30 protein-coding genes are annotated in these 26966 nt (G+C 59.2%); 16 read left to right on the top strand and 14 right to left on the bottom strand.

Going from position 1 to position 26966, the window contains the following annotated elements:
• Nucleotides 1-34: 34 nt before the first annotated feature.
• Together AB4P92_RS04250 and AB4P92_RS04245 are read right to left on the bottom strand one after the other, a co-directional pair.
• Entirely contained in the window at nt 35-1429 is a 1395-nt protein-coding gene (locus AB4P92_RS04250; protein ID WP_273875699.1) for a HAMP domain-containing sensor histidine kinase, read from the bottom strand.
• Nucleotides 1407-2090 (bottom strand): response regulator transcription factor, encoded by a 684-nt coding sequence (locus AB4P92_RS04245; RefSeq protein WP_042559723.1) that lies wholly within the window; start codon nt 2088-2090, stop codon nt 1407-1409. The genes AB4P92_RS04250 and AB4P92_RS04245 overlap by 23 nt, the downstream gene beginning before the upstream one ends.
• Before the next feature lie 192 nt (nt 2091-2282).
• Between AB4P92_RS04245 and AB4P92_RS04240 the strand changes: the two genes are divergently transcribed.
• From AB4P92_RS04240 to hcnC, 6 genes are all read left to right on the top strand, one after another.
• Nucleotides 2283-2591 carry a hypothetical protein gene (locus AB4P92_RS04240; RefSeq protein ID WP_390896400.1) on the top strand — a complete coding sequence of 103 codons (309 nt, stop codon included), beginning with the start codon at nt 2283-2285 and terminating at the stop codon, nt 2589-2591.
• Nucleotides 2592-2782: 191 nt separating this feature from the next.
• The gene (locus AB4P92_RS04235; protein ID WP_395598945.1) at nt 2783-3724 is read left to right on the top strand and encodes a hypothetical protein; all 942 of its coding nucleotides are present in this window, start codon (nt 2783-2785) and stop codon (nt 3722-3724) included.
• 226 nt (nt 3725-3950) lie between these two features.
• Nucleotides 3951-4490: a hypothetical protein gene (locus AB4P92_RS04230; protein ID WP_200616934.1), complete on the top strand. Its 540-nt coding sequence runs from the start codon at nt 3951-3953 to the stop codon at nt 4488-4490.
• Nucleotides 4491-4731: 241 nt separating this feature from the next.
• Nucleotides 4732-5046, top strand: coding sequence for a (2Fe-2S)-binding protein (locus AB4P92_RS04225; protein WP_042562120.1), 315 nt, complete (start codon nt 4732-4734; stop codon nt 5044-5046).
• Entirely contained in the window at nt 5043-6452 is a 1410-nt protein-coding gene (hcnB, locus tag AB4P92_RS04220) for a cyanide-forming glycine dehydrogenase subunit HcnB (RefSeq protein WP_395598944.1), read from the top strand. Before AB4P92_RS04225 ends, hcnB begins: the two co-directional genes overlap by 4 nt.
• Nucleotides 6445-7704 carry a cyanide-forming glycine dehydrogenase subunit HcnC gene (gene hcnC / locus AB4P92_RS04215; protein ID WP_395598943.1) on the top strand — a complete coding sequence of 420 codons (1260 nt, stop codon included), beginning with the start codon at nt 6445-6447 and terminating at the stop codon, nt 7702-7704. Before hcnB ends, hcnC begins: the two co-directional genes overlap by 8 nt.
• Nucleotides 7705-7853: 149 nt before the next feature.
• Here hcnC and AB4P92_RS04210 read toward each other — a convergent pair whose 3' ends face one another.
• Nucleotides 7854-9662 carry a monovalent cation:proton antiporter-2 (CPA2) family protein gene (locus tag AB4P92_RS04210; RefSeq protein WP_261736812.1) on the bottom strand — a complete coding sequence of 603 codons (1809 nt, stop codon included), beginning with the start codon at nt 9660-9662 and terminating at the stop codon, nt 7854-7856.
• Nucleotides 9663-9847: 185 nt separating this feature from the next.
• Between AB4P92_RS04210 and AB4P92_RS04205 the strand changes: the two genes are divergently transcribed.
• Nucleotides 9848-10762 carry a LysR family transcriptional regulator gene (locus tag AB4P92_RS04205; protein WP_042559717.1) on the top strand — a complete coding sequence of 305 codons (915 nt, stop codon included), beginning with the start codon at nt 9848-9850 and terminating at the stop codon, nt 10760-10762.
• Here AB4P92_RS04205 and AB4P92_RS04200 read toward each other — a convergent pair.
• From AB4P92_RS04200 to AB4P92_RS04185, 4 genes are all read right to left on the bottom strand, one after another.
• Nucleotides 10752-11519 (bottom strand): substrate-binding domain-containing protein, encoded by a 768-nt coding sequence (locus tag AB4P92_RS04200; RefSeq protein ID WP_261736813.1) that lies wholly within the window; start codon nt 11517-11519, stop codon nt 10752-10754. The two genes, AB4P92_RS04205 and AB4P92_RS04200, sit on opposite strands and share 11 nt — an antisense overlap.
• A gap of 12 nt (nt 11520-11531) precedes the next feature.
• On the bottom strand, nt 11532-12824 hold the full coding sequence (locus tag AB4P92_RS04195; protein ID WP_042559715.1) for an MFS transporter: 1293 nt from the start codon (nt 12822-12824) through the stop codon (nt 11532-11534).
• Nucleotides 12825-13249: 425 nt separating this feature from the next.
• Entirely contained in the window at nt 13250-15160 is a 1911-nt protein-coding gene (locus AB4P92_RS04190; protein WP_395598942.1) for a M48 family metallopeptidase, read from the bottom strand.
• A 22-nt stretch (nt 15161-15182) separates the two neighbouring features.
• Nucleotides 15183-15779 (bottom strand): LemA family protein, encoded by a 597-nt coding sequence (locus AB4P92_RS04185; RefSeq protein ID WP_395598941.1) that lies wholly within the window; start codon nt 15777-15779, stop codon nt 15183-15185.
• 312 nt (nt 15780-16091) lie between these two features.
• Here AB4P92_RS04185 and AB4P92_RS04180 point away from each other — a divergent pair, with 312 nt between their 5' ends.
• Complete coding sequence (locus tag AB4P92_RS04180) at nt 16092-16400, top strand: RcnB family protein (RefSeq protein ID WP_042559713.1); 309 nt, start codon at nt 16092-16094, stop codon at nt 16398-16400.
• A gap of 48 nt (nt 16401-16448) precedes the next feature.
• Here the strand turns inward: AB4P92_RS04180 and AB4P92_RS04175 are convergent, their stop codons facing one another.
• Both AB4P92_RS04175 and AB4P92_RS04170 read right to left on the bottom strand, forming a co-directional pair.
• Nucleotides 16449-16760, bottom strand: coding sequence for a protealysin inhibitor emfourin (locus tag AB4P92_RS04175; protein ID WP_395598940.1), 312 nt, complete (start codon nt 16758-16760; stop codon nt 16449-16451).
• Entirely contained in the window at nt 16757-17821 is a 1065-nt protein-coding gene (locus AB4P92_RS04170; protein WP_395598939.1) for a M4 family metallopeptidase, read from the bottom strand. The genes AB4P92_RS04175 and AB4P92_RS04170 overlap by 4 nt, the downstream gene beginning before the upstream one ends.
• Nucleotides 17822-17965: 144 nt before the next feature.
• On the opposite strand from AB4P92_RS04170, the gene AB4P92_RS04165 reads away from it, so the two are divergent.
• Together AB4P92_RS04165 and AB4P92_RS04160 are read left to right on the top strand one after the other, a co-directional pair.
• Complete coding sequence (locus AB4P92_RS04165; protein WP_210624988.1) at nt 17966-18304, top strand: FKBP-type peptidyl-prolyl cis-trans isomerase; 339 nt, start codon at nt 17966-17968, stop codon at nt 18302-18304.
• A gap of 41 nt (nt 18305-18345) precedes the next feature.
• Nucleotides 18346-18534 carry a hypothetical protein gene (locus AB4P92_RS04160; protein ID WP_395598938.1) on the top strand — a complete coding sequence of 63 codons (189 nt, stop codon included), beginning with the start codon at nt 18346-18348 and terminating at the stop codon, nt 18532-18534.
• A 66-nt stretch (nt 18535-18600) separates the two neighbouring features.
• Here the strand turns inward: AB4P92_RS04160 and AB4P92_RS04155 are convergent, their stop codons facing one another.
• The 3 genes from AB4P92_RS04155 to ftrA form a co-directional block, all read right to left on the bottom strand.
• Complete coding sequence (locus AB4P92_RS04155) at nt 18601-18912, bottom strand: helix-turn-helix domain-containing protein (protein ID WP_047300601.1); 312 nt, start codon at nt 18910-18912, stop codon at nt 18601-18603.
• Between the two features lie 2 nt (nt 18913-18914).
• Nucleotides 18915-19238, bottom strand: coding sequence for a type II toxin-antitoxin system RelE/ParE family toxin (locus AB4P92_RS04150; protein ID WP_115146802.1), 324 nt, complete (start codon nt 19236-19238; stop codon nt 18915-18917).
• A gap of 266 nt (nt 19239-19504) precedes the next feature.
• Complete coding sequence (gene ftrA / locus AB4P92_RS04145; RefSeq protein ID WP_395598937.1) at nt 19505-20479, bottom strand: transcriptional regulator FtrA; 975 nt, start codon at nt 20477-20479, stop codon at nt 19505-19507.
• Nucleotides 20480-20581: 102 nt separating this feature from the next.
• Here ftrA and AB4P92_RS04140 point away from each other — a divergent pair, with 102 nt between their 5' ends.
• The 4 genes from AB4P92_RS04140 (at nt 20582) to AB4P92_RS04125 (ending at nt 24272) form a co-directional block, all read left to right on the top strand.
• Nucleotides 20582-21010: a rhodanese-like domain-containing protein gene (locus AB4P92_RS04140; RefSeq protein WP_115146804.1), complete on the top strand. Its 429-nt coding sequence runs from the start codon at nt 20582-20584 to the stop codon at nt 21008-21010.
• A gap of 329 nt (nt 21011-21339) precedes the next feature.
• Complete coding sequence (locus AB4P92_RS04135; RefSeq protein WP_115146805.1) at nt 21340-22119, top strand: ABC transporter substrate-binding protein; 780 nt, start codon at nt 21340-21342, stop codon at nt 22117-22119.
• A gap of 136 nt (nt 22120-22255) precedes the next feature.
• Nucleotides 22256-23368 (top strand): succinylglutamate desuccinylase/aspartoacylase family protein, encoded by a 1113-nt coding sequence (locus tag AB4P92_RS04130; RefSeq protein WP_210624991.1) that lies wholly within the window; start codon nt 22256-22258, stop codon nt 23366-23368.
• Between the two features lie 187 nt (nt 23369-23555).
• Entirely contained in the window at nt 23556-24272 is a 717-nt protein-coding gene (locus AB4P92_RS04125; RefSeq protein ID WP_395598936.1) for an alpha/beta hydrolase, read from the top strand.
• On the opposite strand, the gene AB4P92_RS04120 is transcribed toward AB4P92_RS04125, so the two are convergent.
• Nucleotides 24262-24825, bottom strand: coding sequence for a hypothetical protein (locus tag AB4P92_RS04120; protein ID WP_042559697.1), 564 nt, complete (start codon nt 24823-24825; stop codon nt 24262-24264). The genes AB4P92_RS04125 and AB4P92_RS04120 overlap by 11 nt on opposite strands.
• A 74-nt stretch (nt 24826-24899) precedes the next feature.
• Nucleotides 24900-25670 carry a hypothetical protein gene (locus AB4P92_RS04115; protein WP_395598935.1) on the bottom strand — a complete coding sequence of 257 codons (771 nt, stop codon included), beginning with the start codon at nt 25668-25670 and terminating at the stop codon, nt 24900-24902.
• Between the two features lie 146 nt (nt 25671-25816).
• On the opposite strand from AB4P92_RS04115, the gene AB4P92_RS04110 reads away from it, so the two are divergent.
• Both AB4P92_RS04110 and AB4P92_RS04105 read left to right on the top strand, forming a co-directional pair.
• Nucleotides 25817-26356 (top strand): chalcone isomerase family protein, encoded by a 540-nt coding sequence (locus tag AB4P92_RS04110; protein ID WP_042559694.1) that lies wholly within the window; start codon nt 25817-25819, stop codon nt 26354-26356.
• A gap of 329 nt (nt 26357-26685) precedes the next feature.
• A complete protein-coding gene (locus AB4P92_RS04105; protein ID WP_210624995.1) occupies nt 26686-26961 on the top strand; it encodes a metal/formaldehyde-sensitive transcriptional repressor in 276 nt (91 codons plus the stop codon).
• Nucleotides 26962-26966: the final 5 nt, after the last annotated feature.

Raw genomic sequence — 26966 nt, 5'->3', positions numbered from 1 at the left:
GGCAACCCAAAAACCTGAGGAGTGAGCCCATTGATCAAGTCTGTGGAATCAGACTCTGCCGACAATCCAGCACCAGTTTCGCCCCACCCACATCACTGCTGCCCACCGCCAGATTGAAGCCATGCAAGCTGACAATCGCCGCCACAATCGACAGCCCCAGACCAAACCCGCCTTGCGGTTGCCCAGCCTCGGCGCGATAGAAACGCTGGAACACCGCTTCACGCTCGGCCTCCGGTATACCCGGCCCTGAGTCGTGCACTTCGATTCGCGTGTGCCCGGCATCATTCACCCCGCGCAATATGACCGTGCCACCGGGGGGCGTGAATTTTATCGAATTGCTCAGCAGGTTCGCCAAAGCCTCGAACAGCAATGCCCGATCGCCATTGAGCGGTGGCAAGGTTTCCGGCATGTTCAGTTCAAAGCGCAGTTCGCCTTCCTCGGCCAGTGGCAGATAAAACTCGTGCAGTTCTTCAAGCAACGACACCGGGTCGAGCTCGACAAAACCGGAACGGCGCTGACGATCCTCCAGTTCGGAAATCCGCAACAACCCACGAAACCGCGCCATCAGGGTGTCCGCTTCGGCCAACACCAGATCCAGTTGCGCCGCTTCTTGCGAGCCTTCGCCCGCCTGCTGTTGCATGCGATACAGCTGCGCGCGCAAGCGGGTCAGCGGCGTGCGCAAATCATGGGCGATGTTGTCGCAAACGCCTTTGACTTCGTTCATCAAACGCTCGATGCGCTCAAGCATGGCGTTGACGATGGCGGCGAGCATGTCCAGTTCATCGCGGCGATTGGACAGCGGCAAACGGTGGGTCAAGTCTCCGGCCACGATGGACTGCGCACTCGCCTGAATCGCCCGGATGCGCCGCAACGGCCGCCGTCGCAGCAAATGCCAACCGGCAATCCCCGGCAGAATCGTCAGCGACACGCCCCAGAACAACGCATGCAAAATGATCTTCGTCACTGCGAACAGCGAACCGTTGTCACGCAGCAACACCAGCCAGCGGCCATCGCGGGTCTGGGTCGCGACGGCGTCGCAGCTGTCGCTGGGCAAGGTCGGATCATCGGAGTCGGCGCATTCGGCGAGCATGTGAATCTTGCCATCGAGCGGCAGGCCTTCGGGGATCTGCTGCAAGGCGCCACCGAGGTAGACGCCTTGGGCATCGAACAGGCCATAGGCGTCGATGCCACGAATATCGAAGGTCATGCTGGCGGCGAGGGCGTCTTCCAGTTGCTCACCGCGAAAGTGCGAGAACAGATGCTGACGTTGCATCAGCGAATGTTTGGCGAGGTTGTCGAGGTAGCCGGAAACCTCGTAATACATGACCCCCATGAGGATCGCGCTCCAGGCCACGAACAGCGAGCTGTACAGCGCCAGCAAGCGGCTGCTGGAAGAACGCCAGCCGTCAGACGGGTTCGGCAATGACATAACCGGAGCCTCGTACCGTGCGGATCAGCGGCACATTGCCCGCCGCGTCAATCTTCTTGCGCAAACGGCCGATGTGCACGTCGATCAGGTTGGTGCCGGGGTCGAAGTGATAGCCCCAGACCTCTTCGAAAATCATCATCCGCGAGAGGATCTGGCCGCTGTTGCGCATCAGGAATTCCAGCAACTTGTACTCGGTCGGCAGCAGCGTCAGCACTTGTTCGGCGCGGCGTGCTTCGTGGCTGATCAGGTCCAGTTGCAAGTCGGCGACCTGCAAAGTGGTGGCCTGGGTGGCGCCGCTGTTCTGCCGGCGCAGCAATACTTCGACTCGCGCCGCCATCTCGTCGGTGGCGAACGGTTTGGTCAGGTAGTCATCGCCACCGGCGCGCAAGCCGCGCACGCGCTCGTCGACATCGGAGAGGGCGCTGATCATCAGAATCGGCGTAGCGACGCCCATCGTGCGCAGGGTGGTGACGATGGCCAGGCCGTCGAGCTCCGGCAGCATACGATCGAGAGTGATCAAGTCGTAGTTGCCGCTCACGGCACGGTCGAGGCCCTCGCGGCCATTGTCGACCCAATCCACATCGAGGCCGTGGCTGCTCAATTCGGCGACGATTTCCCGGGCAGTCACGGCATCGTCTTCGATGGTCAAAATACGTGTCATAGGGCTCGCCTTGATCGGTTCAAACGGAATGGCAGCATTTTGCCAAGAATTTTCCGTGGCGCTTTAAATTAACTTTCATGTTGTAGCTGCCATTGGGCGGGGTCGAGGATTAATTTTCCGGAACATTGATATCATCTGGCCATAACCTCAACAGGGAGTGGTTCCGTGCGCATGTTCAATCGCTTTGGCTGGATGCCTGTTATAGCTGTGCTGCTGGCCTTGCTCAGCGCTTGGGCAGTCGCCGCCAATACCCCGTGCTCGGGCAAGAAAGGTGGAATTGATCGCTGCGACGGCGACCTGTTTCTGTGCAACGACGGTTCTATCAGTGGCTCGAAGAAAAGCTGTGCGGCGATGTACGGCAACCAGGGCCAGAGCCGACCGCAAACGCTGCTGCAAAGCGACGATGGATGCGCCTGTGGCACGGGTTCGTTTTGCACCGGGCCACGGGGCGGGGTGTACTGTCTTACCCCCAGTGGCAACAAGAGTTACAAGCGTAAGTGATCGTCTTTTGGCCAATGCATAAAACCCGCCGAATTCAGCGACTTATTGCAATTTGCAACGTCCTAAGAAGTTCAGATTTTCTAACGTGTTGAATTAAAAGGATTTATTAAATTTGCGCAACTGGCACGGTCGCTGCAATTCCTCACCCGACGAGTTGTAACACCATTTTTCATGCCTGGAGCACTACAACAATGAATAGATCCTCTGATGGTTTTTATGCTGCCTACGAAGGAGAGTCGAGCAACGTTTCAGGGGTGTCCTGGGGCGCGATTTTCGCAGGTGCTGCGGCGGCCGCTGCACTGTCGATGATTCTGGTGCTGCTGGGCTTCGGGTTGGGTTTCTCTGCCGTTTCACCTTGGGCCGGGGAGGGCATCAGCGCCAAGGGCCTGGGCATTTCAACGATTGTCTGGCTGGCGGCGACGCAAATCATCGCCTCCGGGCTGGGTGGCTACATCGCCGGCCGCCTGCGGGTGAAGTGGGCGAACATGCACGGTGACGAAGTGTATTTCCGCGACACCGCCCATGGCTTCCTTGCCTGGTGTGTGGCGACCTTGGTGACGGCCGTGCTGGTCGTTGGTTCGGTCAGCAGTGTCATCAGCGGCGGCGTGCAGGCCGGTGCCAGTGTTGCCGGTGGTGCAGCGAGCGCCATGACCCAGGCGGCCGGGACGGCTGCAGCCAATACCGATAGCAACCAGTACGGTTACTACATCGACAACCTGTTCCGCGATGACCGTCCAGCGTCCGTCAGCGATGACGCTGCACACGGTGCAGTGGCCCGGATCTTCACCCAGAGCCTGGCCGATGGTCAGCTCAGCGCCGAAGACCGCACTTACCTCGCACAACTGGTCGCACAGCGGACCAACCTGAGTCAGGCGGATGCCGAACGTCGTGTCGATGAAGTGTATGCCCGCACTCAGAAAGCCATTGCCGACGCCAAGCTGAAAGCTCAGCAAGCCGCCGATACCGCCGCGAAAGTCGCTGCCATGACCTCGCTGTGGATGTTCGTTGCGCTGTTGGCCGGTGCGTTCTTCGCAAGCTTTGCAGCCATCTTCGGCGGTCGTCGTCGGGATGCGGTCGAGTACGTTGAAGTCGACACCTACACCACTACCTCCACAATGCCTCCAGTTCGTTAAATAGGGAGAATCACCATGCGCTCACTACTGCTGTTTTTCCTCGGTATTCCGATCCCGATCATCATCCTGATTGCGCTGTTCGTACACTAATTGCTCTATTGAGGCTCATGCCTCGGCCGCTTCTACCTTCGGGTAGAAGCGGCTTTTTGCTTTCTGGGGGTTCAACAGCGAGAATCTGCGCCGCAAGCGGATGGGCCGCTTCAGGTTCTGTTTAAGGATGAATGCGTTGGACAAGAAGGAAATCAAACGGCAGTTGGTGGAAATGCTCGAAGCCGGGCGCTCCAGGACCGAAACCTTCAAGGCGCTGTCAGGCGGCAAGGTCAAGGATCGGGTGTTGGCCGCCTGGATCGCTGGGCGTCCGGATCCGGTCCTCATCGAGCGCCATTCACTGAAGATCAAAATCCTCGTTGGACTGATGTGCGTTCAGGCAGCGCTCACTGCATTGGCGGCGTTGACGCTTGGCTATTCGTTCAGCATCGGCTTGGTCCTGAGCATCATGCTGATCGCTGGCGGCATCCCGCTTTTGTTTGCGTGGGGTTTCTACAAAAACTCCGCAGCGGCTTACACCGCCTACGTCCTGCTGACACTCAGCCAGATGTCGCGCCTGTTCAAGGGTTACGCTGAGGATCCGGTATCGACGGCGATAGCGGTGGGCATCACTCTGGCACTGGTGTTCTACGTTGCCTGGCTGAAGACAAAACTGTTTCCCGACCTTGGGTTCATTGGTGCAAAGAAGATCAAAGGCCAATTCGTCTTCTCCAACTGATCGTTGAACAATCCGACTGCTTTCACTGGCCTGGATCAATATTTCAGCTGGCGATATCGCCTAACGTAAATGATCCAGGCCTTTGCTAAAACATGAACTACATTGTTCTCGCGCGCACCTCGTTGCGCTGACGGAGTACCTCGCGAGCCCGCCCGAGCCAAGAATCAAACGGGACGCAAGGTGTAGTGCAGCAAGGAGCTGACACAACCTCAACCGAACCTTTTCACGGATGAACATCGCAATGCACTGCCTAGAAAGAACCTTCGATATCCAGCCCTTGGCGCAGGCGGATATGACCGTGCACATCAACGGTCAACCGGTCACTGCCGCCATCGGCGAAACCGTCCTCAGCGTTATCCAGTCCCTCGGCGTGCGCCAGATTGCGCGCAACGATCATGATCAGATCAGCGGCGCGTACTGCGGCATGGGCGTGTGCCAGTGCTGCCTGGTGAAAATCAATGGCCGGCATAAACGCCGTGCCTGCCAGACCGTCGTGCGTGATGGCATGCAGATCGAAACCCAGGTCAACCGCATCGCCGGGCAGGAGGTCGTATGAGCCTGCAACCGGTGATCGTCGGCGGTGGTCCGGCGGGGATGGCGGCGGCCATCGAACTGGCGCGCCATGGCGTGCGCTGCACCTTGCTGGAAGAGGCGTCGCGCCTTGGTGGTGTGGTCTATCGCGGGCCGCTGCGTGACGGCGTGCAGCTGGATTATCTCGGGCCACGTTACTCCGAAGCGCTGGGCAAACTGCACGGTGATTTCCTGGAGCAATCGGGGTTGATCGACGTGCGCCTCAATCACCGCGTGGTCGGCGCCGAAGGCACCCGCGCGCTGGTAGTGCTGGACGCTGACGAGCAGCTTCACGAGATCGAGTATCCACAGTTGTTGCTGTCGGCCGGGTGCCATGAGCGCAGCGTGCCGTTTCCCGGCTGGACCCTGCCTGGGGTGATTCTGCTCGGTGGCCTGCAACTGCAAATCAAAAGTGGCGTGGTCAAACCGCGAGGCCCGGTGATTATCGCGGGGACCGGCCCACTGCTGCCGTTGGTGGCGACGCAACTGCATGCGTCGGGCGTCAAAGTCGCAGGTGTGTATGAGGCCTGCGCGTTCGGCAAGATCGCCCGCGAAAGCCTGGCGTTGCTGAACAAGCCGCAATTGTTCCTCGACGGCTTGAGCATGCTCGCCTACCTGAAACTGCACGGCATCGCGATGAACTACGGCTGGGGTGTGGTCGAAGCCCACGGCGAAGGCGAACTGAAAAGCGTCAGTGTCGCGCCGTACTCGCAGAGCTGGACGCCGGACATGTCCCGTGTCGAGCGCTTCGAGGCACAGACCCTGGCGGTCGGTTACGGCTTTATTCCGCGCACGCAACTCAGTCAGCAAATGGGCCTGGATCATGGCTTCAGCGACGACGGTTATCTGCGCGCCCATTCAAATGTCTGGCAGCAGAGCAACCAGCCTCATATCCATCTGGCCGGCGACATGGGCGGGATTCGCGGTGGTGAAGCGGCGATGCTGGCCGGCAAGATCGCGGCGACATCCATCCTGCTGCAACGCGGTGTGCTCGACGCGGATCTGGCGCAGGTTCGACGCGACCGCTATCTGGGCAAACTCAAATCCATCGTGCGTTTTCGCGCGGCGGTGGATCGTTACACCGAACGTGGTGTTGGCCAGACCGCATTGCCGAACGCCGACACAGTGATTTGCCGCTGCGAACACGCGACCCGCGCCGACATCGATCTGGCGCTGGAGCAGGGCGTGCAAGACATTGCCAGCCTGAAAATGCGCACCCGCGTGAGCATGGGCGACTGTCAGGGGCGGATGTGCGTTGGCTACTGCAGCGACCGCTTGCGCCAGTCCACCGGACGCCAGGATGTCGGCTGGCTGCGCCCGCGCTTCCCGATTGATCCGATTCCTTTTTCCGCATTCCAGTCTGTCGGCACGGAGGCCGCTACCCATGAGTAAGTTCTACGACGTGGTCATCGCCGGCGGTGGTGTGATCGGGGCGTCCTGCGCCTATCAATTGTCCAAACGCGAAAACCTCAAGGTGGCCTTGATCGACGCCAAGCGTCCGGGCAACGCGACCCGCGCGTCAGCCGGTGGTTTGTGGGCGATCGGCGAGTCGGTGGGCCTGGGGTGCGGGGTGATTTTCTTCCGCATGATGTCGGCCAACCGCAAGCGCGAAACCCAGGGCGCGGCGGTGGCAGTGGACGCCAGCACGCCGCATATCCTGCCAGAGTCGTTCTTTGATTTCGCCTTGCAGTCCAACGCGCTGTACCCGGCGCTGCACCGTGAACTGAAAGACAATCACGGCATGGATTTCAAGTTCGAAAAGACCGGGCTCAAATTCGTGATTTATGACGATGAAGACCGCCTCTACGCCGAACATATCGTCGGCTGCATTCCGCATTTGGCCGATCAGGTGCGCTGGCTCGATCAAGCCGCACTGCGCGAAGCCGAGCCCAGCGTGAGTCATGAAGCACGCGGGGCGCTGGAGTTTCTCTGCGACCATCAGGTCAGCCCGTTCCGCCTCGCCGACGCCTACATGGAAGGCGCGCGGCAGAATGGCGTCGATATCTTCGTCAACACCAACGTCACCGGCGTGTTGCACCACGGCACGCGGGTCACCGGCGTACAAACGGCCGAGGAGGGCGTGTTCCACTGCAAGACGCTGATCAACGCCAGCGGTGCCTGGGCGGCGGACCTGAGCGAATGGGCGACCGGCATCCGCATTCCGGTGAAACCGGTGAAAGGGCAGATTCTGCTGACCGAGCGCATGCCGAAAATCCTCAACGGCTGCCTGACCACCAGCGACTGCTACGTGGCGCAAAAGGACAACGGCGAGATCCTCATCGGCAGCACCACCGAAGACAAAGGCTTCGACGTCACCACCACCTACCCGGAAATCGCCGGGCTGGTGCAGGGGGCGGTGCGCTGCCTGCCGGAGCTTGCGCACGTCAACCTCAAACGCACCTGGGCGGGACTGCGCCCAGGTTCGCCGGATGAGTTGCCGATTCTTGGGCGAATGCGTGGCGTGGAGGGATATCTGAATGCGTGCGGGCACTTCCGTACCGGGATTCTGACCTCGGCCATTACCGGTGTGCTGCTGGATAAAATGGTCAACGACGAGCCGCTGCCATTGGACATCACGCCGTTTCTGGCGGATCGCTTCGAGACTGCGGCGGTCAAGCAGACGCTCGAGTTAGAACCTGCCTGACCTGAGCAAGATTGATGTTGAACAGGCCGGCCTCTTCGCTGGCAAGCCAGCTCCCACAGTGGCCGAGTCGTATCGAAATTTTGTATACGACGCTGAATCCTGTGGGAGCTGGCTTGCCAGCGATGGCGGTCTGCGCGGCGCCTGATCTCTCAGGTTTTGCGCGATTCTTCTTCAAGCTGATCCGACTCAAACAACCGCGCCAGTTCCGCCCGGGCTTCCTGGGCGGTTTGCAGGACTTTGGCTGCGTCGTCGTACACCGCGTGTTGCGCCTCCAGCACCTGTTCATCGTGGTGCTTGAAGCGTTTGATCCGCGCATCGGCCTGGGCCTGGGTCAGCCCGAGGCCAACCAGCGTGCGCCGGCTCATTTCCAGACTTGAGTAGTACGTTTCACGAATCGCCTCGGCGCCAACATCCACCAAGCGGTGAACGTGCTGACGGTTACGGGCCCGGGCGATGATCTTCATGTGCGGGTAGAGCTTGCGCACCACCTCGGCGGTCTTGATATTCGTCTCCGGATCATCCGTGGCGATCACAAAATATTCCGCCTCACCGACCTTGGCTGCGTGCAGAATTTCCGGGCGCATCGGGTCGCCATAAAACACCGGCACACCACCGAAACTGCGTGACAGTTCGATGGTTTCCACCGAGGTGTCGAGGGCGACAAACTTGATGTTCTGCGCCCGCAGAATCCGCGCAACGATCTGCCCCATCCGGCCCATGCCGGCGATCACCACGCGCGGCGTGTCCGTGTCGATCGCGCGGAATTTCTCAGGTACTTCCACCGGTTGCACTTTTGGGCTGACCAGCCTTGCGCAAAGCAACAGCAACAACGGCGTCACGGCCATCGACAGGGTGATAGTCAGCACCAGCAGGTCATACAGACGCGGCTCGAACAGACCCTGATCGCGCCCGATCTTGAACACCACAAACGCGAACTCACCCCCTGCCGCGAGCACGATGCCGAGTCGAATCGCACTGACCTTGTTCAAGCCACCGGCCAGACGTCCCACCACAAACAGCAATGGCAGTTTCAAGCCGATCAACAACAGCGTCAGCCCCAGCACGGTAATCGGTGCGCTGAGCAACAGACTCAGATTGGCACCCATGCCGACGCTGATGAAAAACAGCCCGAGCAGTAGGCCTTTGAACGGTTCGATCTGCGCTTCCAGTTCATGGCGATATTCAGAATCGGCCAGCAGCAAACCGGCAAGAAATGCCCCCAGTGCCATCGACACACCGACCAGATCCATCAGCCACGCGGTGCCGATCACCACCAGTAGCGCGGTTGCCGTCGACACTTCCGGCAGACCGGTTTTCGCCACCACGCGAAACACCGGCCGCAACAGATAGCGCCCGCCGATCACCACCACAGCAATACCACCGAGCACCTGCAAACTATGCCGTACATCGTCGGCAGTGCTGGTGTGATGATCGACACCAGCGAGCATCGGCACCAGCGCGATCAACGGGATCGCGGCGATGTCCTGAAACAGCAGAATGGCAAACGCCAGGCGCCCGTGGGGGCTGGTCAGCTCCTTGCGCTCGGCAAGGCTTTGCAGGCCGAACGCGGTGGACGACAGCGCCAGACCGAGGCCCAGCACGATCGCGCTGTTCAGCGGCTGACCGAACACGGCCAACGCCAGCACGCCAATCACCGACGCGGTCAGCAGCACCTGCGCCAGACCGACACCGAACACCGATTTGCGCATCACCCACAAGCGTCGCGGCGACAGCTCAAGGCCAATGATGAACAGCAGCAACACCACGCCCAGCTCCGAGATGTGCGCCACGCTCTGCGGGTTGCCGATCAGGCCCAGCACCGACGGGCCGATGATCACCCCGGCAAACAGATAACCAAGCACCGCGCCCAATTGCAGACGTTTGGCCAAGGGCACGGTGAGCACCGCCGCGAGCAGAAAAACAACAGCGGCTTGCAACAAATTGCCTTCATGGGGCATGGGTTTACTCCTGACAACGGCACGGCGGGGGGGGCGACAAGGATAAAGGCTGAAACCTCGTCAAACCAAATCCCCCTGATTCGGATGATCAAAACAATCCCCCCGTAGGAGCGATTGAGATCTGTAACATATTGCATCAATTGGTTACATTTATAACCCAAGCGAATCAATCCCCGAGTCCCGCCATGGCCATCAACTTCGACCTTAACGACCTGCAAGCCTTTCGCGCCGTGGTCGAGCAGGGCAGTTTTCGCAAAGCCGCCGACACCGTGCGACTCTCGCAACCGGCCTTGAGTCGACGCATCGAGAAGCTCGAAGACGCCCTTGGCGTGAAACTGTTCGAGCGCACTACGCGCAAAGTCAGCCTGACCCAGGCCGGACGCGGTTTCATGCCGAGTGTCGAACGTTTGCTGGACGATCTGGACGTTGCACTGCTGGGCATCAGCGAAGTTGCTTCGACCCGACTGGGCCACGTCACCGTCGCTTGCGTGCCCTCTGCCGCGTACTACTTCATGCCGCGTGTGGTTGCCCGCTATCACCAGCAGTTCCCGCGCATCAAGGTCAAAGTCCTCGACTCCAGCGCCCACGACGTATTGAGCGCCGTGGTCAATGGCGAGGCCGATTTCGGTTTGAGTTTTATGGGCACGCAGGATGCCAAAGTCGACTTCGAACCACTTGTGCAGGAGTGCTATGTCGTGGCGTGTCGTCGCGATCACCCGTTGGCCGGGCGCAACAGCGTGACGTGGGACGAGTTCTACCAGCAGGATTACATCTCGCTGGACAAGACTTCCGGCAACCGCTTTTTACTCGATCAGGCCTTGAGCAGCGTGGTGCCGCAGCGTCAGAGCATCTGCGAAACCCGGCATGTGACGACGATGATTGGCCTGGTGGAGGCAGGGTTGGGCGTAGCGGCGGTGCCGCTGATGGCGATGCCGGGGCCGGATCATCCGATCCTGACGCGGATACCGCTGACGGATCCGCAAGTGATGCGCAGTGTTGGCATTATCAAGCGCCGGGATCGCACGCTGACCCCGGCGGCACTTGAACTGGAGCGGCTGGTGGTGGAAATGAAAGTCCAGCCGCCGATTATCAACGCTTGACCGAATCCAGCCCGGTCGCCAGCACGTCAGCCTGTGCGGCCGGCGCAGCGAGGTAGGCGAGTAACGCTTTGGCCTCGGCGGGATGTTGCGCGTTGACCGGAATCCCCGCAGCGAAGCGCGTCACCGACTGCACCGACTCTGGAATCTTCGCCACGAAACTCACGCCTGGCACCGGCAGCAATTCGCTGACCTGCTGGAAGCCCAGTTGATAATCACCCGTGGCAACCACCGAGCCCACGGGGATTTTCGCGATCATCTTCGCCTTCGGTTTCAACTGATCTTCGATGCCGAGTTTCTTGAACAACTGCTGCTCGATGTACACGCCGCTGGCGCTGTCGGAGTACGCCACCGATTGCGCGTCAAGCAGGGTTTTCTTCAGGCTCTCGACGTTGCTGATGTCCGGTTTCGGCGCGCCAGCGCGTACCACCAGGCCGATCCGCGAGTCCGCCAGTTCTACCCGCGACGCCGGGTCGACCTTGCCTTGTTTGATCAATTCGTCGAGGGCGTAGCCGACCATGATCACCACGTCGGCATGCTCGCCACGCGCGAGGCGATTGGGAATTGCCTCTGGCGCCTTGCCCATCGACGGGCCGAACTGGGTGTCGAGGGTGTTGCCCGTGGCCGCGGCGAATTTCGGGCCGAGGATTTTATAGGCCGCCGTGAAGCCGCCCGAGGTCATCACGTTTACTTGTTCGGCGTGCGCCAGGGCGCTGAAAGCGAGGAGGGCGAGGGCGCCCAGATTCAACAGTTTTTTCATGGTCGTGGTTCCTTATGCAGTAGCCGGTTGCAGACGGCCGCCCGCGCGGCGATAGAGGTAAAGCGTCGCGAGCAACGCGCACAGCGCGCCGATGCTCATCCAGTAGCCCGGCGCGGCTTTGTCGCCGGTGTACTGAATCAGGAAGGTCGACATCGCCGGCGTGAAACCGCCGAAAATCGCTGTGGCCAGGCTGTAGGCGAGGGAGAAACCGGCGACGCGTACTTCCACCGGCATGATCTCGGTAAGCGCCGGAATCATCGCGCCGTTGTACAAACCGTAAATAAACGACAGCCACAACAGCGACAGCAGCATGTGGCTGAAACTCGGTGATTGCACCAGGTACGACAGCGCCGGATAGGTCGTGGCCAGGGCCAGCAGCGACATCGCGATCAGCACCGGACGACGACCGATGCGGTCGGACAACATGCCGCCGATCGGCAGCCAAAAGAAGTTCGACACACCCACCAACAGCGTCACCAGCAACGCATCGGACGTGCTCAGATGCAGCACGGTTTTGCCGAAGGTCGGCGCGTACACGGTGATCAGGTAAAACGCGGTGGTGGTCAGGGCGACCATCAGCATCCCGCCGAGTACCACGCCCCAGTTCTGGCCGAGGGTGCGGAACACTTCGCCCATGCTCGGGCGGTGCTTGCGTGCGGCGAACTCCTCGGTTTCCGCCAGATTACGGCGCAGGAAAAAGATGAACGGGACGATCATGCAGCCGATGAAAAACGGAATCCGCCAGCCCCAATCGGCAACCACTTCCGGCGCCATCCACGCGTTCAGGGCGTAACCCAAGGCAGCCGCGACGATGATCGCCACTTGCTGACTCGCTGATTGCCACGCGGTGAAAAAACCTTTGCGGCCCGGTGTGGCGATCTCGGAGAGATACACCGACACGCCACCCAATTCCGCACCGGCCGAGAAACCCTGCAACAGTCGCCCGATCAATACCAGCGCCGGGGCGAACAGGCCGATGGTTTCGTAACCGGGCACCAATACAATCAATATCGTGCCGCTGGCCATGATCGACAGGGTGACAATCAACCCTTTGCGCCGACCGACATCATCGATGTAGGCGCCAAGCACAATCGCCCCCAGCGGACGCATCAGGAAGCCTGCGCCAAACACTGCAAAGGTCATCATCAGGGAGGCGAATTCACTGCTCGCCGGAAAGAACACCGCCGCGATCTGGGTGGCGTAGAAGCCGAACAGAAAGAAGTCGAACTGTTCGAGGAAGTTACCCGAGGTCACTCGGAAAATGGCACCGGCCCGTGAGCCGCCGTGTGGGATTGAGGCTGTCATAGAAAAGAACTCCACCGCTTTTATGACGTGCGCTACGGGGAGGCGGCGCACGGTTTTTATTGAGGCGGATGGTGGCGCAGATGTAACAATCTGTTAATTGCATTGTTGGCATGGATTGATGCTGAAAGTGGATCAATGGGCTGGCATTGCGATCATCAGTGGGAGCGAGCCTGCTCGCGAAGGCGTGCGTTCAGGCGCTGGAGATGTTGCCTGTGCCGGCCTCATCGCTGGCAAGCCAGCTCCCACAGGTTTTGTGGTGTGCACAACTGTTGAATGCATTACCCATCCTTTTTGGGGCTGGCGTTCCAGCCCTCAGGTCTTTGCAACGTGCACAAATAGTGAGTTCACCTTCGATCCCTGTGGGAGCTGGCTTGCCAGCGATGGCGGTGGGTCAGGCGACGCTGGCTTCGTCACGAGCAGGCTCGCTAGCGCAAGGCCTGCGCAGTCAGCAATGGCGGTAGCGGGCAATCGAGCAAATCCGCCACCGCGCGAAAAACTTCTGCCTCTGCCACAGTGACGACGCCGTCGTGCATCACGCAACGGGTCATGGCGTTGAGCAGGGCGGGCCGCTCCTCTGGCATGAGGTGGCGCAGACGCTTGATCGCCGCTTCCAGCCCCGTCAGTTCCTCCAGCTCGACGCGCATTTCCTGTGGCCGTTCGAACGTCAGGCCTTGCCAGGCAAATTGCAGTGCCTGCGATGCTGCCGGCATGTTCTGCTGCCCGGCGCGGGCGAGTGCGGTGAGCAGCGCCATGAGTTCTTCGGCGCACTGGAACAAACCAAACTTGAATTGCACAGGTGCGGCGCCCTCGACATTGCGCTCGACAATCCGTAACAACGTCCACTCCAGCAGCTCGGTTTCGTTGTCGGCTTCGATCAACAGATTCAGGTTGTGCTTGACCTTGGCGAATGATTTTTTGCCGAGTTGTTGCAGGCTAGGAATGGCCAGGTCCAGCAATGGTAGACGCAGGCCAGGATTGAGCGACGACAAAGGTTCACGTAGCAGATTCAGGGTGCTGAACATACTGTCGTCGATTGCCTCGCGCAGTATCTCCAGTTGCACGCCCAGCAAGGAATCCGAGCGCGACAGCAGCAGTCCATAGACGATGGCCTGCGCACCGTCGACAGTGCGTGCTGCCGCTTTGAGCGGTTGCGGAATGTCTTCCAGCATGCGCCGCGCTTCGATCAGATGTTCGGCTTGCGGCGCGCCGATGGCGGCAACGGAAGCCTGAATCGAGTTCATGTCGTAAAGCACCGCCATGGCCGCAGCAGGCACGCCGCCGAACGCATCGGGTACGGGCAGAACGACGGTGGGCTGGATCTCGGTCAGCGGGGCTGCGATCTTGCTGAAACTGCCATCCCATTGCGCGTCGACCCGGCGGATTCGCTCATTCAGATCCGGATGCGATGCCAACGAGTCAGAGCTTGTGGCGCCCGGCCCGAAATACAGGTGGCTGTATTCCTCGGCCCGGGGGGATTTGATGGCCGAGCCGAGTTCATAACCGCCAATTTTCTTCAACGCACCGGCGATGCCTTGCGGATTGCGGGTGTATTGCACCGCGGTGGCATCGGCCAGAAACTCACGCTCCCGACTGATTGCAGCTTTGATCCGATTGCCAAATATCGTCCCCGTGATACCGACAATCAACAGTGCAAAGCCGATCAACATCGGGATGGCCACGAACTTGTTGCGACTCACTGGCGTTTTACCGACGTGCTCCGTGCCCTGGAGGATATAGGAGCCGGTCAACCCCAGTACCATGATCCCGTGGACGATGGCGACCAGTCGCGTATTGAGGCGCATGTCGCCGTTATAGATATGGCTGAACTCATGGGCGATCACCCCTTGCAGCTCTTCGCGGGTTAGCAGATTGATCGCGCCCTGGGTGACGCCGATGACCGCATTCTGTGGCGTGAGTCCCGCAGCGAAAGCGTTTATGCCCAGATCCGGCAGCAAGTACACCGAAGGCACCGCGGTGCCGGAAGCGATGGCCATTTCTTCCACCACGTTGAGCAATCGCTGCTCTTCCAGCGTCTGCGCGCTGTGGTTGATCAGCCGGCCGTCGAGACGCCGCGCAACCACTTTGCCGCCCTCGGACAACTCCCAGTGTTTCGACAGGCTGCCCATCAACACAATGCTGATGATCACCGCCGACACGGTGCCGACCAGTTGCCGATTCAGCTCCAGATCCATAATGACGTTTCCGTCACCATCCTCGACCGGAATGACCATGAGCAGACAAGACATCGCGATCAGGCTGAGTACCGCGAGCATCATCAAAAAAATCAGCAGCAGGGTGCGTCGCTTGGCTTGACGCTGTTGTTCAAAAAAATTCATTTCGCCATCCGTTGGCCAGGGGTCAGAACGAAACCTTTGGAGCTTCCTGAATGGCCGCGCTGTCGGCAAACGTCAGCGGCGATGCATCGGCACCGTGGCCGAACAGCGGGGCGAACAAGGCGGCGGGGAAACTTTGCTTGAGCGTGTTGTAGGTCATCACCGCATCGTTGTAGGCCTGGCGGGAGAAACTGACTTTGTTTTCGGTGCTGCTCAGCTCTTCGCTCAGTTGCTGCATGTTTTGTGAGGCTTTGAGATCCGGGTAGGCTTCGACCGTGACATTCAACCGGCCCATGGCACTGCTCAATGCGCTGTCGGCCTGACCCAGTTGCGCCATATTTTGTGCATTACCCGGCTGCGTTTGAGCCGCCTGCAAACCGGCTACCGCACTGTTACGCGCAGCAATCACCGCTTCAAGCGTTTCGCGCTCATGAGCCATGTAACCCTTGGCAGTGGTCACCAGATTGGGGATCAGGTCGTAGCGGCGCTTGAGTTGTACTTCCAGTTGCGCGAAGGCGTTTTTGATCTGGTTGCGTCGGGCGACGAGATCGTTGAAAAGTTTGATGGCATAGAGGGCGAGGAGCCCGGCAACGACCAGAATGATAATGAGGGTGCTGTTCACGGTGATGTCCTTGTTCACGCGGCAGAAAGGGGCGCGGCATGTTAGCGCAAACGCCTGCTCGCGACAGCCGTGTTTTCGGGCATTGCAATGTATTGGAAGTGCCGTCCCCATCGCTGGCAAGCCAGCTCCCACAAAGATATGTAAGGAGCTCAAGTTTTGTAACCGCCATCGAAACCTGTGGGAGCTGGCTTGCCAGCGATGAAGGCCTGTCTAACGAAAGAAATCTCCCTGCCAGTCCAAATAAAAAACAAGGAATGATTTCGCCGCCGCGCAGTCGGAGTTCAGGTAGTACATATCTCTGGAGGTTCACCGATGAACAGCAAAACCCTATTCGCCAGCCTGGCCCTGGTCGCCGGCATTGCCGGGATCAGCCCGATTGTTCAAGCGGCGCAAACCTCGAACGATCCCTCCGTCCAGTCCCCCGTCAGCGATCGCGAACTAAAGATCAACGACCGCGCGCCAGACGTTTATCAACGCAGCGACAAAGCCTTGAAAAACTGGAAAGCGAAAGGTTTGAAAGCACCGGTTGAGCAAGCGCAGTGGGTGCAGATCAAAGATCAGTACGTGATGGTGATGATCACCAACGGGACGATTGTCGAGATGCAGCCGGTAGAGCGTTAAGCCGCTTCAGATGATCAGCCACGGATGGCTGATTTTGCTGTTCCGCGCTTACAACAACTGCCCCTTGTCCCAAAGATGCACCAGATCCCCCGGCGCCTGATCCTCCGGCACTTTCAGCACCATTTCGCCGGACGGGTAGCGCACTTCTATCTGATAGAAGCGCTGGTCACCGCGTCCGGTTTCAACGCTATCGAACGGCAAACACCCCTCCAGCACCGAACAGATGCGGCTGCGTTCGCTGATGTCGCATTGCGCAAATTCGATTTCACGCGGGCGGCTCAGGCTATGAATGGCCGCCACGCCACCCTGACGGGATACCCGCACCACGGAATCGTCACCCAATTCGGGCAGAATTTTCATACAACCTCCAAGACCAATTCGATACCGACCTGAGCCCAGGCCTCACGCACTGCAGTCACCTCTCTGGCACCGAAACGCTTGCCAGCGTTTTCGACCGTCAACCCGGCGAATGCCTCAAACGTTGCGTCCTGACTCAAGCGTTTGTCGCACAGCGTGTCGTACCAGATACGCCCGGCTTTCTCCCAAGCGAAACCGCCCAAGGTTCGAGCCGCCAGATAGAACGCCCGGTTGGGAATCCCTGAGTTGATATGCACGCCACCATTGTCTTCGGTGGTAATGACGAACTTGCGCATGTGATCCGGTTGCGGATCCTTGCCCAACAAAGGGTCGTCATACGCCGTGCCGGGATGCGACATTGAGCGCAGCCCCTTTCCGTGGATTTGTGGCATCAGCAGATCGGCGCCGATCAGCCAGTCAGCCTGCTCCGACGTGTGGCTGAGCGAATATTGCTTGGTCAACACGCCGAACACATCCGACAGTGATTCGTTAAGTGCACCCGATTGGTTCGCATAAATGAGACCGGCTTCGCTTTCCGTCACACCGTGGGCCAGTTCGTGGGCGATGACGTCAAGCGAGCGGGTGAAGCGCTGGAAAATTTCGCCATCGCCATCACCGAATACCATCTGAGCGCCGTTCCAGAAAGCGTTCTCGTAGCCTTGACCGTAGTGCACGCTGCCGATCAGGGCAAACCCGTTGTTGTCGATCGAGTCGCGGCCCAACACCTTCCAGAAGAAATCATAGCTGGCACCCAGCGCCTCATAAGCTTCGTCGACCGCCGGGTCCCCGGTCGCCGGTTGGCCTTCCAGCCGCACCGCCATCCCCGGTAGCAGCATTTTGTTTTGTGCATCATGAATGCTGCGCTGTGCGATGCCGGGTTTGTTCGATGGCGGCAGGATTGCCTGGGCCAACGGGCGCGAAGGCGGGCCGGGATTGGGCAGCAGGCTGCGCACATGATTGAGGGTGCGCATCGCCGCAGTCCGTTGCGGCTCCGAACCGTGGGCGATGATGCGATTGAGGATGTACGGCGGAATGAAACTGCGCAGCAAACGTGAGTCGGTCATCAGAGCTTCCTTGGCTAAATACGATGTCGATACACATGTGAGCAGCGATGCGTGTTTCGGTTCCATGCATTGCCATCGGCAACGAATTCTGCGAAAAACGCCGTCCGTGCCCCTACCGGGCCATCCCGACTGAGTGAAACAGCCATGACGAACGAACTACAAATCATCGACCTGCAACCGGGCGAGGGCAAAGCTGCCGTCAAAGGTGCGCTGATCACCACCCAATACACCGGCTGGCTGGAAGACGGCACCGAGTTCGACTCTTCCTACAGCCGTGGCAAACCATTTCAGTGTGTGATCGGCACCGGCCGCGTGATCAAGGGCTGGGATCAGGGCCTGATGGGCATGCAGGTGGGCGGTAAACGCAAACTGCTGGTGCCGGCGCATCTGGGGTACGGGGAACGAACCATGGGCAAAATTCCGCCGAATTCGAATCTGGTGTTCGAGATTGAGTTGCTGGAGGTTTTGACGCGGGAGGATTGAGGCTGGCTTTGCCGTTGTTTTGACCCATCAAGGACAGATCAATGGATGTGTGGCCCGTGCTTTATCAAAATCAAATCATCGATCGGCTCTGCAAAGGGCTTCTTGCCAAGACTCGTCACGACGATGAGGGCAGTACCGAGTCCTCCAGCGAGCTGCTGAACTCGCTGGATGCTGTGGAGGTTTACCTCAGGGCACATACACTCTTTATTCTCTCCGGCTTTCGGCGGTGAATGTGTCGACGTAGTCGCGAACAAGCTCTGCAGGTTCGATGCAATGCCTGTGAGAGCAGGCGACTGTCAGGCCCACTGTAGTGGTGGATTTAGCGGGAAACAGATGTCCACTTCCAGCTTCGCTGCGGCGGACAGATTGACCAACGCATCCAGAGAGAACTTGTCGATCTTGCCATTGAGTACATCGTTCAGGCGCGGCTGACTGATCCCCAGTTTTTTCGCTGCATCCTTTTGTGGAAGCTCCCAGGCGCGGATGGTCTCGCAAAGTGTGCGCATCAGTTTGGCCCGCAAACGCATATTGGCAGCCTCCTGCGGGGTATCTTCCAGAGCGTCCCAGACGTTTGAGAAACGCTGGGAAGCGATTTGATGATCCTTCATGGCTAAATGATTTCCTGGTATCTGGTGCGTGCTAATTCGATATCTCGCGTTTCAGTTTTGCGGGTGGTCTTGTGTATGGCGTGCAGCACATAGATCGCCTCGGGTCGGTTGACCACGTAAAACACTCGAAACGCTCCTGAATCCTCAGTGATCCTGATTTCGTTGACGCCCCGACCTACTGTTTTCACGGGGCGCCAATCAAAGGGTTCGTCACCCTGCTGCAATAGATCCAATTGAAATCCCGCAGCTCTGCGAGCATCGATCGGGAAAGCTTTCAGATCCTTGAGTGCGCTCCCGACAAACACCACATCCTTGTGTCTTGGCATCGACTTCTCCTGTTTTGACCGGAAAAGCCTAATCGCTCAACTAAAATCGTGGTGCGGCGTTGTGTTGCAAGGCATGGCAGCAATCACCTGGTCATAAGATTATATCGAAATCGATATAAATCAAGCGCCCTCCGGATTTCCAGTTATTTGGTTCCAGACAGGGATATCTTCGTGAGCTGATTTTCAACATTGTTCACATGGACCGATCACACCACAGCTCCACTGTAGGAGTAAGCCTGGTCGCGATTGCGCCCTTGAAAACCCCCTCAAGAAGTGATTCTGACTCCACCCCCAAAGCGCTCGCGATACACCGACGGCGGCACTCCAACCACCCCGCGAAACGCCACGCGAAAACTCTCCACCGACCGATAACCGCAGCGCTCGGCAATCTGCTCGGTGTGTTGGTCAGTGCTCTCCAGCAACTCCCGCGCCCGCGCCAACCGCTCATGCTGCAACCACGCCTTGGGCGATTGCCCGCTGGCCTCAGTAAAGCGTCGCAAAAACGTGCGCTCGCTCATCGCTGCTTCACTCGCCAGGTCGCGCACCTCCAACGGCTCGTGCAAGCGCTCGCGCGCCCATTGCATCACGCGTGACAGATCGTTGCGCGGCGTCTGGCTGACGGGGGTCGGAATGAATTGCGCCTGACCGCCGGTACGCTGCGGCGACATCACCAGCCGCCGCGCCACCGAGTTGGCGACCTGCGTGCCAAAGTCGCGCGCCACCAGATGCAGGCAGGCGTCGATGCCGGCCGCGCTGCCTGCCGAAGTGATCAACTGGCCGGAGTCGACGTAGAGCACATCCGGATCGACTGCAATGGCTGGAAAGCGCTGCGCCAGTTCCGCTGTGTAACGCCAATGAGTGGTGGCGCCATAGCCGTCGAGCAGGCCGGTGGCTGCCAGCACAAACACACCTGAGCAAATCGACAGCAATCTCGCACCGCGGGCATGGGCTCGGCACAGTGCGTCGATTAACGGTGGAGGCACCGCAGCACTCCGGTCGCGCCAGCCGGGGATGATGATGGTGCGGGCCTCGGTCAGCAGCTCTAACCCTCCGTCAGCCAGCACCTGAATCCCGCCCATGGCGCGCATCGGGCCTTGATCGACTGCCGCAATTGCATGCTCGTACCACGCAAAGTCGAACTCCGGCCGGGCGAGCCCGAAGATCTCCACGGCAATGCCGAACTCGAATGTGCAGAGGCCGTCGTAGGCCAGAATCGCAACCAAACCTGGTGAGGTGGGCATTTGGCGGAAAATTCCCGGAGGGTGTCTTGTGCGCCACTTTAGCGATAAGCGTTGGCTGGATAAAGTCTGTTCACACCCACTCAGATGAAGGAGCAACACCTTATGACCAGCCTGGTTTGCGAAATCCCTGCCGCCCCGTCGGCCATCGCCCTCATGCATTTCAGCAGTCGTCTGACGTTCGAAACCGATTGTTCCGACGTGTTCAGCAGTCTTGAGGCCGGTGCGGTCGACTTTGTGCTGGTCGATGTTCGCGGACCAGTGGCCTTCGAGCGAGGTCATATACCGGGCGCGATCAATATTCCAACGCGGCGGCTGACCGTTGAAGGTTTGGCGGGTTACCCGAAAACCACGCTGTTTGTGGTCTATTGCGCCGGCCCGCATTGCAATGGCGCGAACAAGGCTGCGGTGAAACTGGCGGCGCTGGATTACCCGGTCAAGGAGATGATCGGTGGCGTGACAGGTTGGCTCGACGAAGGTTTTCAATTGAGCGTTGAGCAAGCCGCCAAAACCGCAATCGGCTGCGAATGCTGATCCCATTGTAGGAGCTGCCGCAGGCTGCGATCTTTTGATCTTGCTTCTAAAAAGCAAAGTCAAAAGATCGCAGCCTTCGGCAGCTCCTACACGAGATTTTTGGTACCGATTGAGGGCTTGTCCTACAGTCTTTGCACCACGACGGCGCACCTGTTGACCCCGGTCAATCAGTGCGCCGGAGTTCTGTAAGTAATTGTCGCTTAAAAACAATTTGCCCTGTGCGCGCCGCCATAGACTGCCGACCACTTCGGTTTTTTGCCGCTATATGGCCATGACCGAACGCTGAATCGAAAGCTGCCAATAAAAACCTCCGCACACAGGAGTAATAAATGAAGAAGCTAGTGATGTTCGGTGCCCTGGCACTGTCGATGTTGTCCCTGACCGCTGTGGCCGAAGACGCCAAACCGATCCGCATCGGTATCGAAGCCGGTTATCCGCCATTCTCGATGAAAACCCCTGACGGCAAACTCACCGGTTTCGACGTGGATATCGGCGATGCGCTGTGTGAGCAGATGAAAGTCAAATGTACCTGGGTCGAGCAGGAATTCGATGGCCTGATCCCGGCGCTGAAAGTGAAGAAAATTGACGCGATCCTGTCCTCGATGACCATCACTGACGACCGCAAGAAAAACGTCGATTTCACCATCAAGTACTACCACACACCGGCCCGCTTCGTGATGAAGGCCGGCTCCAATGTCACCGATCCGCTGACCCAGCTCAAAGGCAAGAAAGTCGGTGTACTGCGCGCCAGTACCCACGACCGTTTCGCCACCGAAGTGCTGGTGCCGGCCGGGATCGATCTGGTGCGTTACGGCTCGCAGCAGGAAGCCAACCTCGACATGACGTCTGGCCGTCTGGACGCGATGCTGGCCGACTCGGTCAACCTCAGCGACGGTTTCCTGAAAACCGACGCGGGTAAAGGCTTCGAATTCGTCGGTCCGACCTACGAAGACGCCAAATACTTCGGCGGCGGCGCCGGGATTGCAGTGCGCAAGGGCGATGCGGCCCTGGCTGAGCAGTTCAACAAAGCCATCACTGAAATCCGCGCCAACGGCGAGTACAAGAAAGTGCAGGACAAGTACTTCGACTTTGACGTGTACGGCCATTAATACGCCGTAGAAAAAGTGGCCCCGTTTGCGCGGTGGCCACTTTTTTTATGCCCATGATTTATCCTGCACAACACCTTTCCAATGTAGGAGCTGCCGCAGCCTGCGGAAGCTCCTACAGAGTTCGCGGAGTTTTCTTATGCAACGCATCGACCATCTTCTGCCCTGGAGCCATTTGGGCAGCGAACGTTCCCTCAGCGTGTTTCGTTACGGCGCGGGTGCCCGCAAGGTGTACATCCAGGCCAGCCTGCACGCCGATGAACTGCCGGGCATGCGCACCGCGTGGGAACTCAAGCAACGCCTGAATGCACTAGAAGCGCAGGGTCGTTTGCAAGGTGTGATTGAACTGGTGCCGGTGGCTAACCCGATCGGACTCGATCAGCATCTGCAAGGCAATCACATGGGCCGCTTCGAATTGGGCAGCGGCAAGAACTTCAACCGAGCGTTTGTCGAACTCAGTGCGCCAGTGGCAGCGTTGGTCGGTGATCGCCTGGGTTCTGATGCCGACGCCAATATCGCGCTAATCCGCCAGACCATGCTCCAGGTCTTCGATGATCTGCCGGCCCCGGCCTCGCAACTGCAAGCCCTGCATCGTTTGTTGTTGCGCCACGCTTGCGATGCCGATATCACCCTCGATCTGCATTGTGATTTCGAAGCCTCAATCCACCTGTATGCGCTGCCCCAGCACTGGCCGCAGTGGCAGTCATTGGCGGCGCGCTTGAAGGCTGGCGTGGCATTGCTGTGTGAAGATTCCGGCGGCAGCTCGTTCGATGAATCTTGTTCGACGCCGTGGCTGCGTCTGGCACGAGCCTTCCCGGACGCGGCAATTCCAGCGGCCAACCTTGCGACCACGTTGGAGCTGGGCAGCATGGGCGATACCCGGGTCGACCAGGCGCAGGCCAATTGCGAAGCGATTCTCGGGTTTCTGGCGGAGCAGGGTTTCATCAGCGGTGAGTGGCCGGCGGCGCCAGGCGAATGCTGCGAAGGCATGCCATTCGAAGGCACCGAATACCTCTTCGCGCCGCACCATGGTGTGGTGAGTTTTCTGCGCTCGGCGGGCGAGTGGGTAGAGCAGGGGGATGCGTTGTTCGAGGTGGTGGATCCATTGCAAGATCGCGTCACCACCGTGTGTGCAGGAACCAGCGGGGTGTTGTTTGCGATTGATCGCGGGCGTTACACCGAGCCGGGGATCTGGCAAGCGAAAGTGGCGGGGCGGGTACCGTTTCGCACGGGTAAATTGACTAACGACTGACCGATTTTTGCTGTATTTGCTGGCCTCATCGCTGGCAAGCCAGCTCCCACAAGGTTATGTGAGCACCATAGATCCCTGTGGGAGCTGGCTTGCCAGCGATGGCGGCATCAGCGGCACCACAACATTTGGATCCTCGCTTCAGGATGTTAGGCTCCCCCCGAACCCTGCACCCGGTGAAGGAAGATTTATGTTGAAGGCGTTTGCTCTGCTGACCCTCCTGGCGTCCACCGCCGCTCATGCTCAAATCACACTGCAATCTGATCTGCCGCTCAAGTACATCGAACAGGTTCACCCTGACGCCGATCCACGTCCGTTGGTGATTTTCCTGCACGGTTACGGCAGCAATGAAGCCGATCTGATCGGCATGAAATTTCAGCTGCCAGCGCAGTACAACTACCTCTCGGTGCAGGCACCGCTGGCGTTGGGCGAAGGGCGTTTCCAGTGGTTTCGCAAGAAAGGCGAAGGTGCCTACAACGGCGAGACTGATGATCTGAAAACCAGCGGCCAGAAACTTCGGGATTTTGTCGCGCAAGCGGCGAAGAAATATCACGCTGCCCCGGACAAGGTGTACCTGATCGGCTTCAGCCAGGGCGCGATGATGACCTACGAGGTGGGCCTGCGACCACCCGTGGCGGTGGGTGGTATTGCGGCGTTGAGCGGGCGTTTATTGCCGGTGTTGAAGGCAGAGCTGAAGACAGGGCAACAACCGCTGCCGCTGAGCATCTTCATCGGTCACGGCACGGCCGATGATCCAGTGCCGTATCACCTCGGTACTGAGGCCAATGCATTACTCCAGAAACTGGATTACAAACCGCAGTTTCACGCGTATCCCGGCGTCGGCCACAGCATCAGTGCGGCCGAACTGCGGGACTTGAACGCCTGGTTGCAGCAGCTCAATCCTTGAGGATGGTCTTCACCAGCGCATCGTGACCTTTCTTGTCGCTGACCCGGGAGATCACCTGAACCAGCGCCATGCGTGTGCCGGAACCCGCCATCAACGTCGTGTTGAGGGTTTGGCCACCGCCCTGGCTGGCGGTGCTGTCGACCTGACGCAAGCCCAGGCCAGTGCCTTTCTGGGTCAGGCTTTTTTCGCTGAGTTTGTTGAAGTCCGGTAGCGCTTTGCGCTGGGCTTCGATGAAATCGGACACGCTGCCGTCCAGGAACTCGCTGTCGTTGTCCTTGACGTTGTTGCCTTCGGGGATCTGGTTTTCTGCGGCGATGACCACGGTTTTGCTGGTCTGGTTGGTGTACATCGTGCCCGTGGCACCGGTCGGACTGGCCGGCAGCGGTTCGGCAACGAAGCCTTTGGGCAGGGTGAAGGCGAATTTGCCGCCCAGCATCGAAACCTTCTCGGTGGCGGTTTTTTCCTTGGCCTTGGCGGCCTGAGCGTTGATGGCGCCGAGACCGGCAACCGCCGCCAGCAACAGGACGACGGCTTTCTTGCTCAACAATGTCATTCGAATCTCCGGGAAGTGGTCATGCCAGGCGGGCGATCATCCCACGCAGCGCCTCGGCACTCCAGCACGTCTCGTCAGGCTTGCGGCTGCGGTGCCGGTTTGGCCAGCAGTTTGCGCGTGACGCCAAGCATGGCCACTGACACGGCCAAGCCAATAGCAAATCCGCTGAAGCCCAGGCTTGGCAAGGTCAGCGCTGACACCAGACAAAAAGCCGAAAACGAGTACATCCCCGTCGCCGTCGCGCGCAACAACGCCGCGGTAAACTCGGGGCCGCGGGTCTGCTGGGAAAACACCGCCATGACACTGCCGAGCACCGGGAAGACTGCCAGCAGTCCGCTCCAGCGTTCGCCGACGGTGCTGGCCAGCATCGTCACCAGCAGCGTCAAACCCGCACCGGCGATCATCCGCCAGATCAGTTTGTCCGACTTTGGCGCCGAGCGATTGAGTACCGGTTGCACCTTGGGAAACAGGTAGGGCGCCGCCAATAAAGCAACTGCGGCCGCCCCTATAGAAAACGGCAGCGACGCCGGGATCAGCGACAAGACCAACGCCAGCGTCGCCCAGACCGCCAGCGAAGCGCTCAGCGCCCACGGCCAGTTCGCCTTCTGCGCGACCTGCGCGTACGTGATGCAGAAGGCGATCATGGCGAACATCGCCGACAACGCGGCCACTGCTGACTGCGCGGCAAACTGCGGCCCCTGTTCGATCGCCAGGAAAAACAGAATCGGCCCGACCACCACCGGCAAACCCGACAGCCAACCGGCGACGCTAGGCCCCCAGCGCTTGCCGGCCAATGAGATCAGCAGCAAAAATCCGGGAATCAGCAGCAGTTTGAGGATCAGCACGCGGGTGTCTCCGTGAGTGAGAGACGGCCACGGTAGCATTGCTGCACGTACATTGCTGCAGATGCGTGCAATTTTTGTATACAAGATTTTTGGTCTGATATCCGGCTATGCTTTGCTTATGAGAGATTCGCAGAGTCGATGACGTAATGAGCCGATCAAAAAATGTTTTGCGTGGGTGCTGTGCCATAAGCTTTTGGGCCTTGCTGGTGGCGCCTGTCTGGGCCAACTGGCAGGACGAAGTGCCCGGCGCCAGGATCATTGGTACCGGCGATTTCAGTGTGTTCGGTTTCGACGTTTATAACGCACGGCTGTGGAGTGCCGCGCAGCCTCTGGCAGACGGGCAGCCTTTTGCCCTGGAGTTGATCTACCAGCGCAAGATTTCTCGCGACGATCTGGTCGAAGCCAGCGTTGATGAAATCAAACGTCTGAATGGAGCCTCCGTCACCCCGGCACAACTGACCGGCTGGCAGACACAGATGCAGCAGGCGTTCGTCGATGTTCAGGCCGGCACCCGTATCACCGGGGTGTATTTGCCGGGGCAGGGCGCACGTTTTTTTGTCGGTCAGCAGTTGCAGCATGAGATCGACGACCCGCAGTTTGCCCGAGCGTTTTTTGATATCTGGTTGAATCCGCGTACGCGCAATCCCGAACTGCGCCAGCAATTGCTGGGTGTGACGGGATCTTGAGCTCTCGTCAACGAGGTCGAAACGCCTGAGCTGAGTTTTCGACTGATTTACGAATGTGCGGGTGAAACTCAGCTTGCCCGAAATCGCTACTACACCGTTCTGCCCGCCGGAAGTGGCCGGTAGTGTCACGGTTGATCCCAATACTGCATCAACCAAGGCTCAAGCCGTCGCTGTCGGCGATCAGCGATGCCGCATAACCTTTATACGCACACGTCCATCTTGCAGACGCGGAGGATCGGCAAGGGTCTGCTCCTCTCATCCGGTTGCCTCTTGCCGGTGGCGATGTAATCAGCGAGCATGCAAGAAGTATAGGGGTAGGGGGTATAGGTATGTCGCACATTCATGAACACAAAGATGAACTGCTCAACCGCGTCCGGCGCATTGCCGGTCAGGTTCAAGCGGTGGAAAAAGCGCTCGAAGGTGATGCCGATTGTGCCAAGACCCTGCATCTGGTCGCGGCGATTCGGGGGGCGGTCAACGGCTTGATGGAGCAATTCATCGAAGCTCACACCCGTGAGCACGTCGCGCACCCCGACCTCAGCGACGAAGCGCGCGCACAAGGTGCCGAAGACTTGCTTCTGGCTATCCGCCGTTATTCCAAATAGAGCGC

Origin of the sequence: Pseudomonas sp. A0308, from assembly GCF_044218815.1 — a bacterium.
GTDB classification, from domain to species: Bacteria; Pseudomonadota; Gammaproteobacteria; order Pseudomonadales; family Pseudomonadaceae; genus Aquipseudomonas; species Aquipseudomonas iridis.
This window is presented reverse-complemented; position numbering and strand designations above follow the sequence as displayed.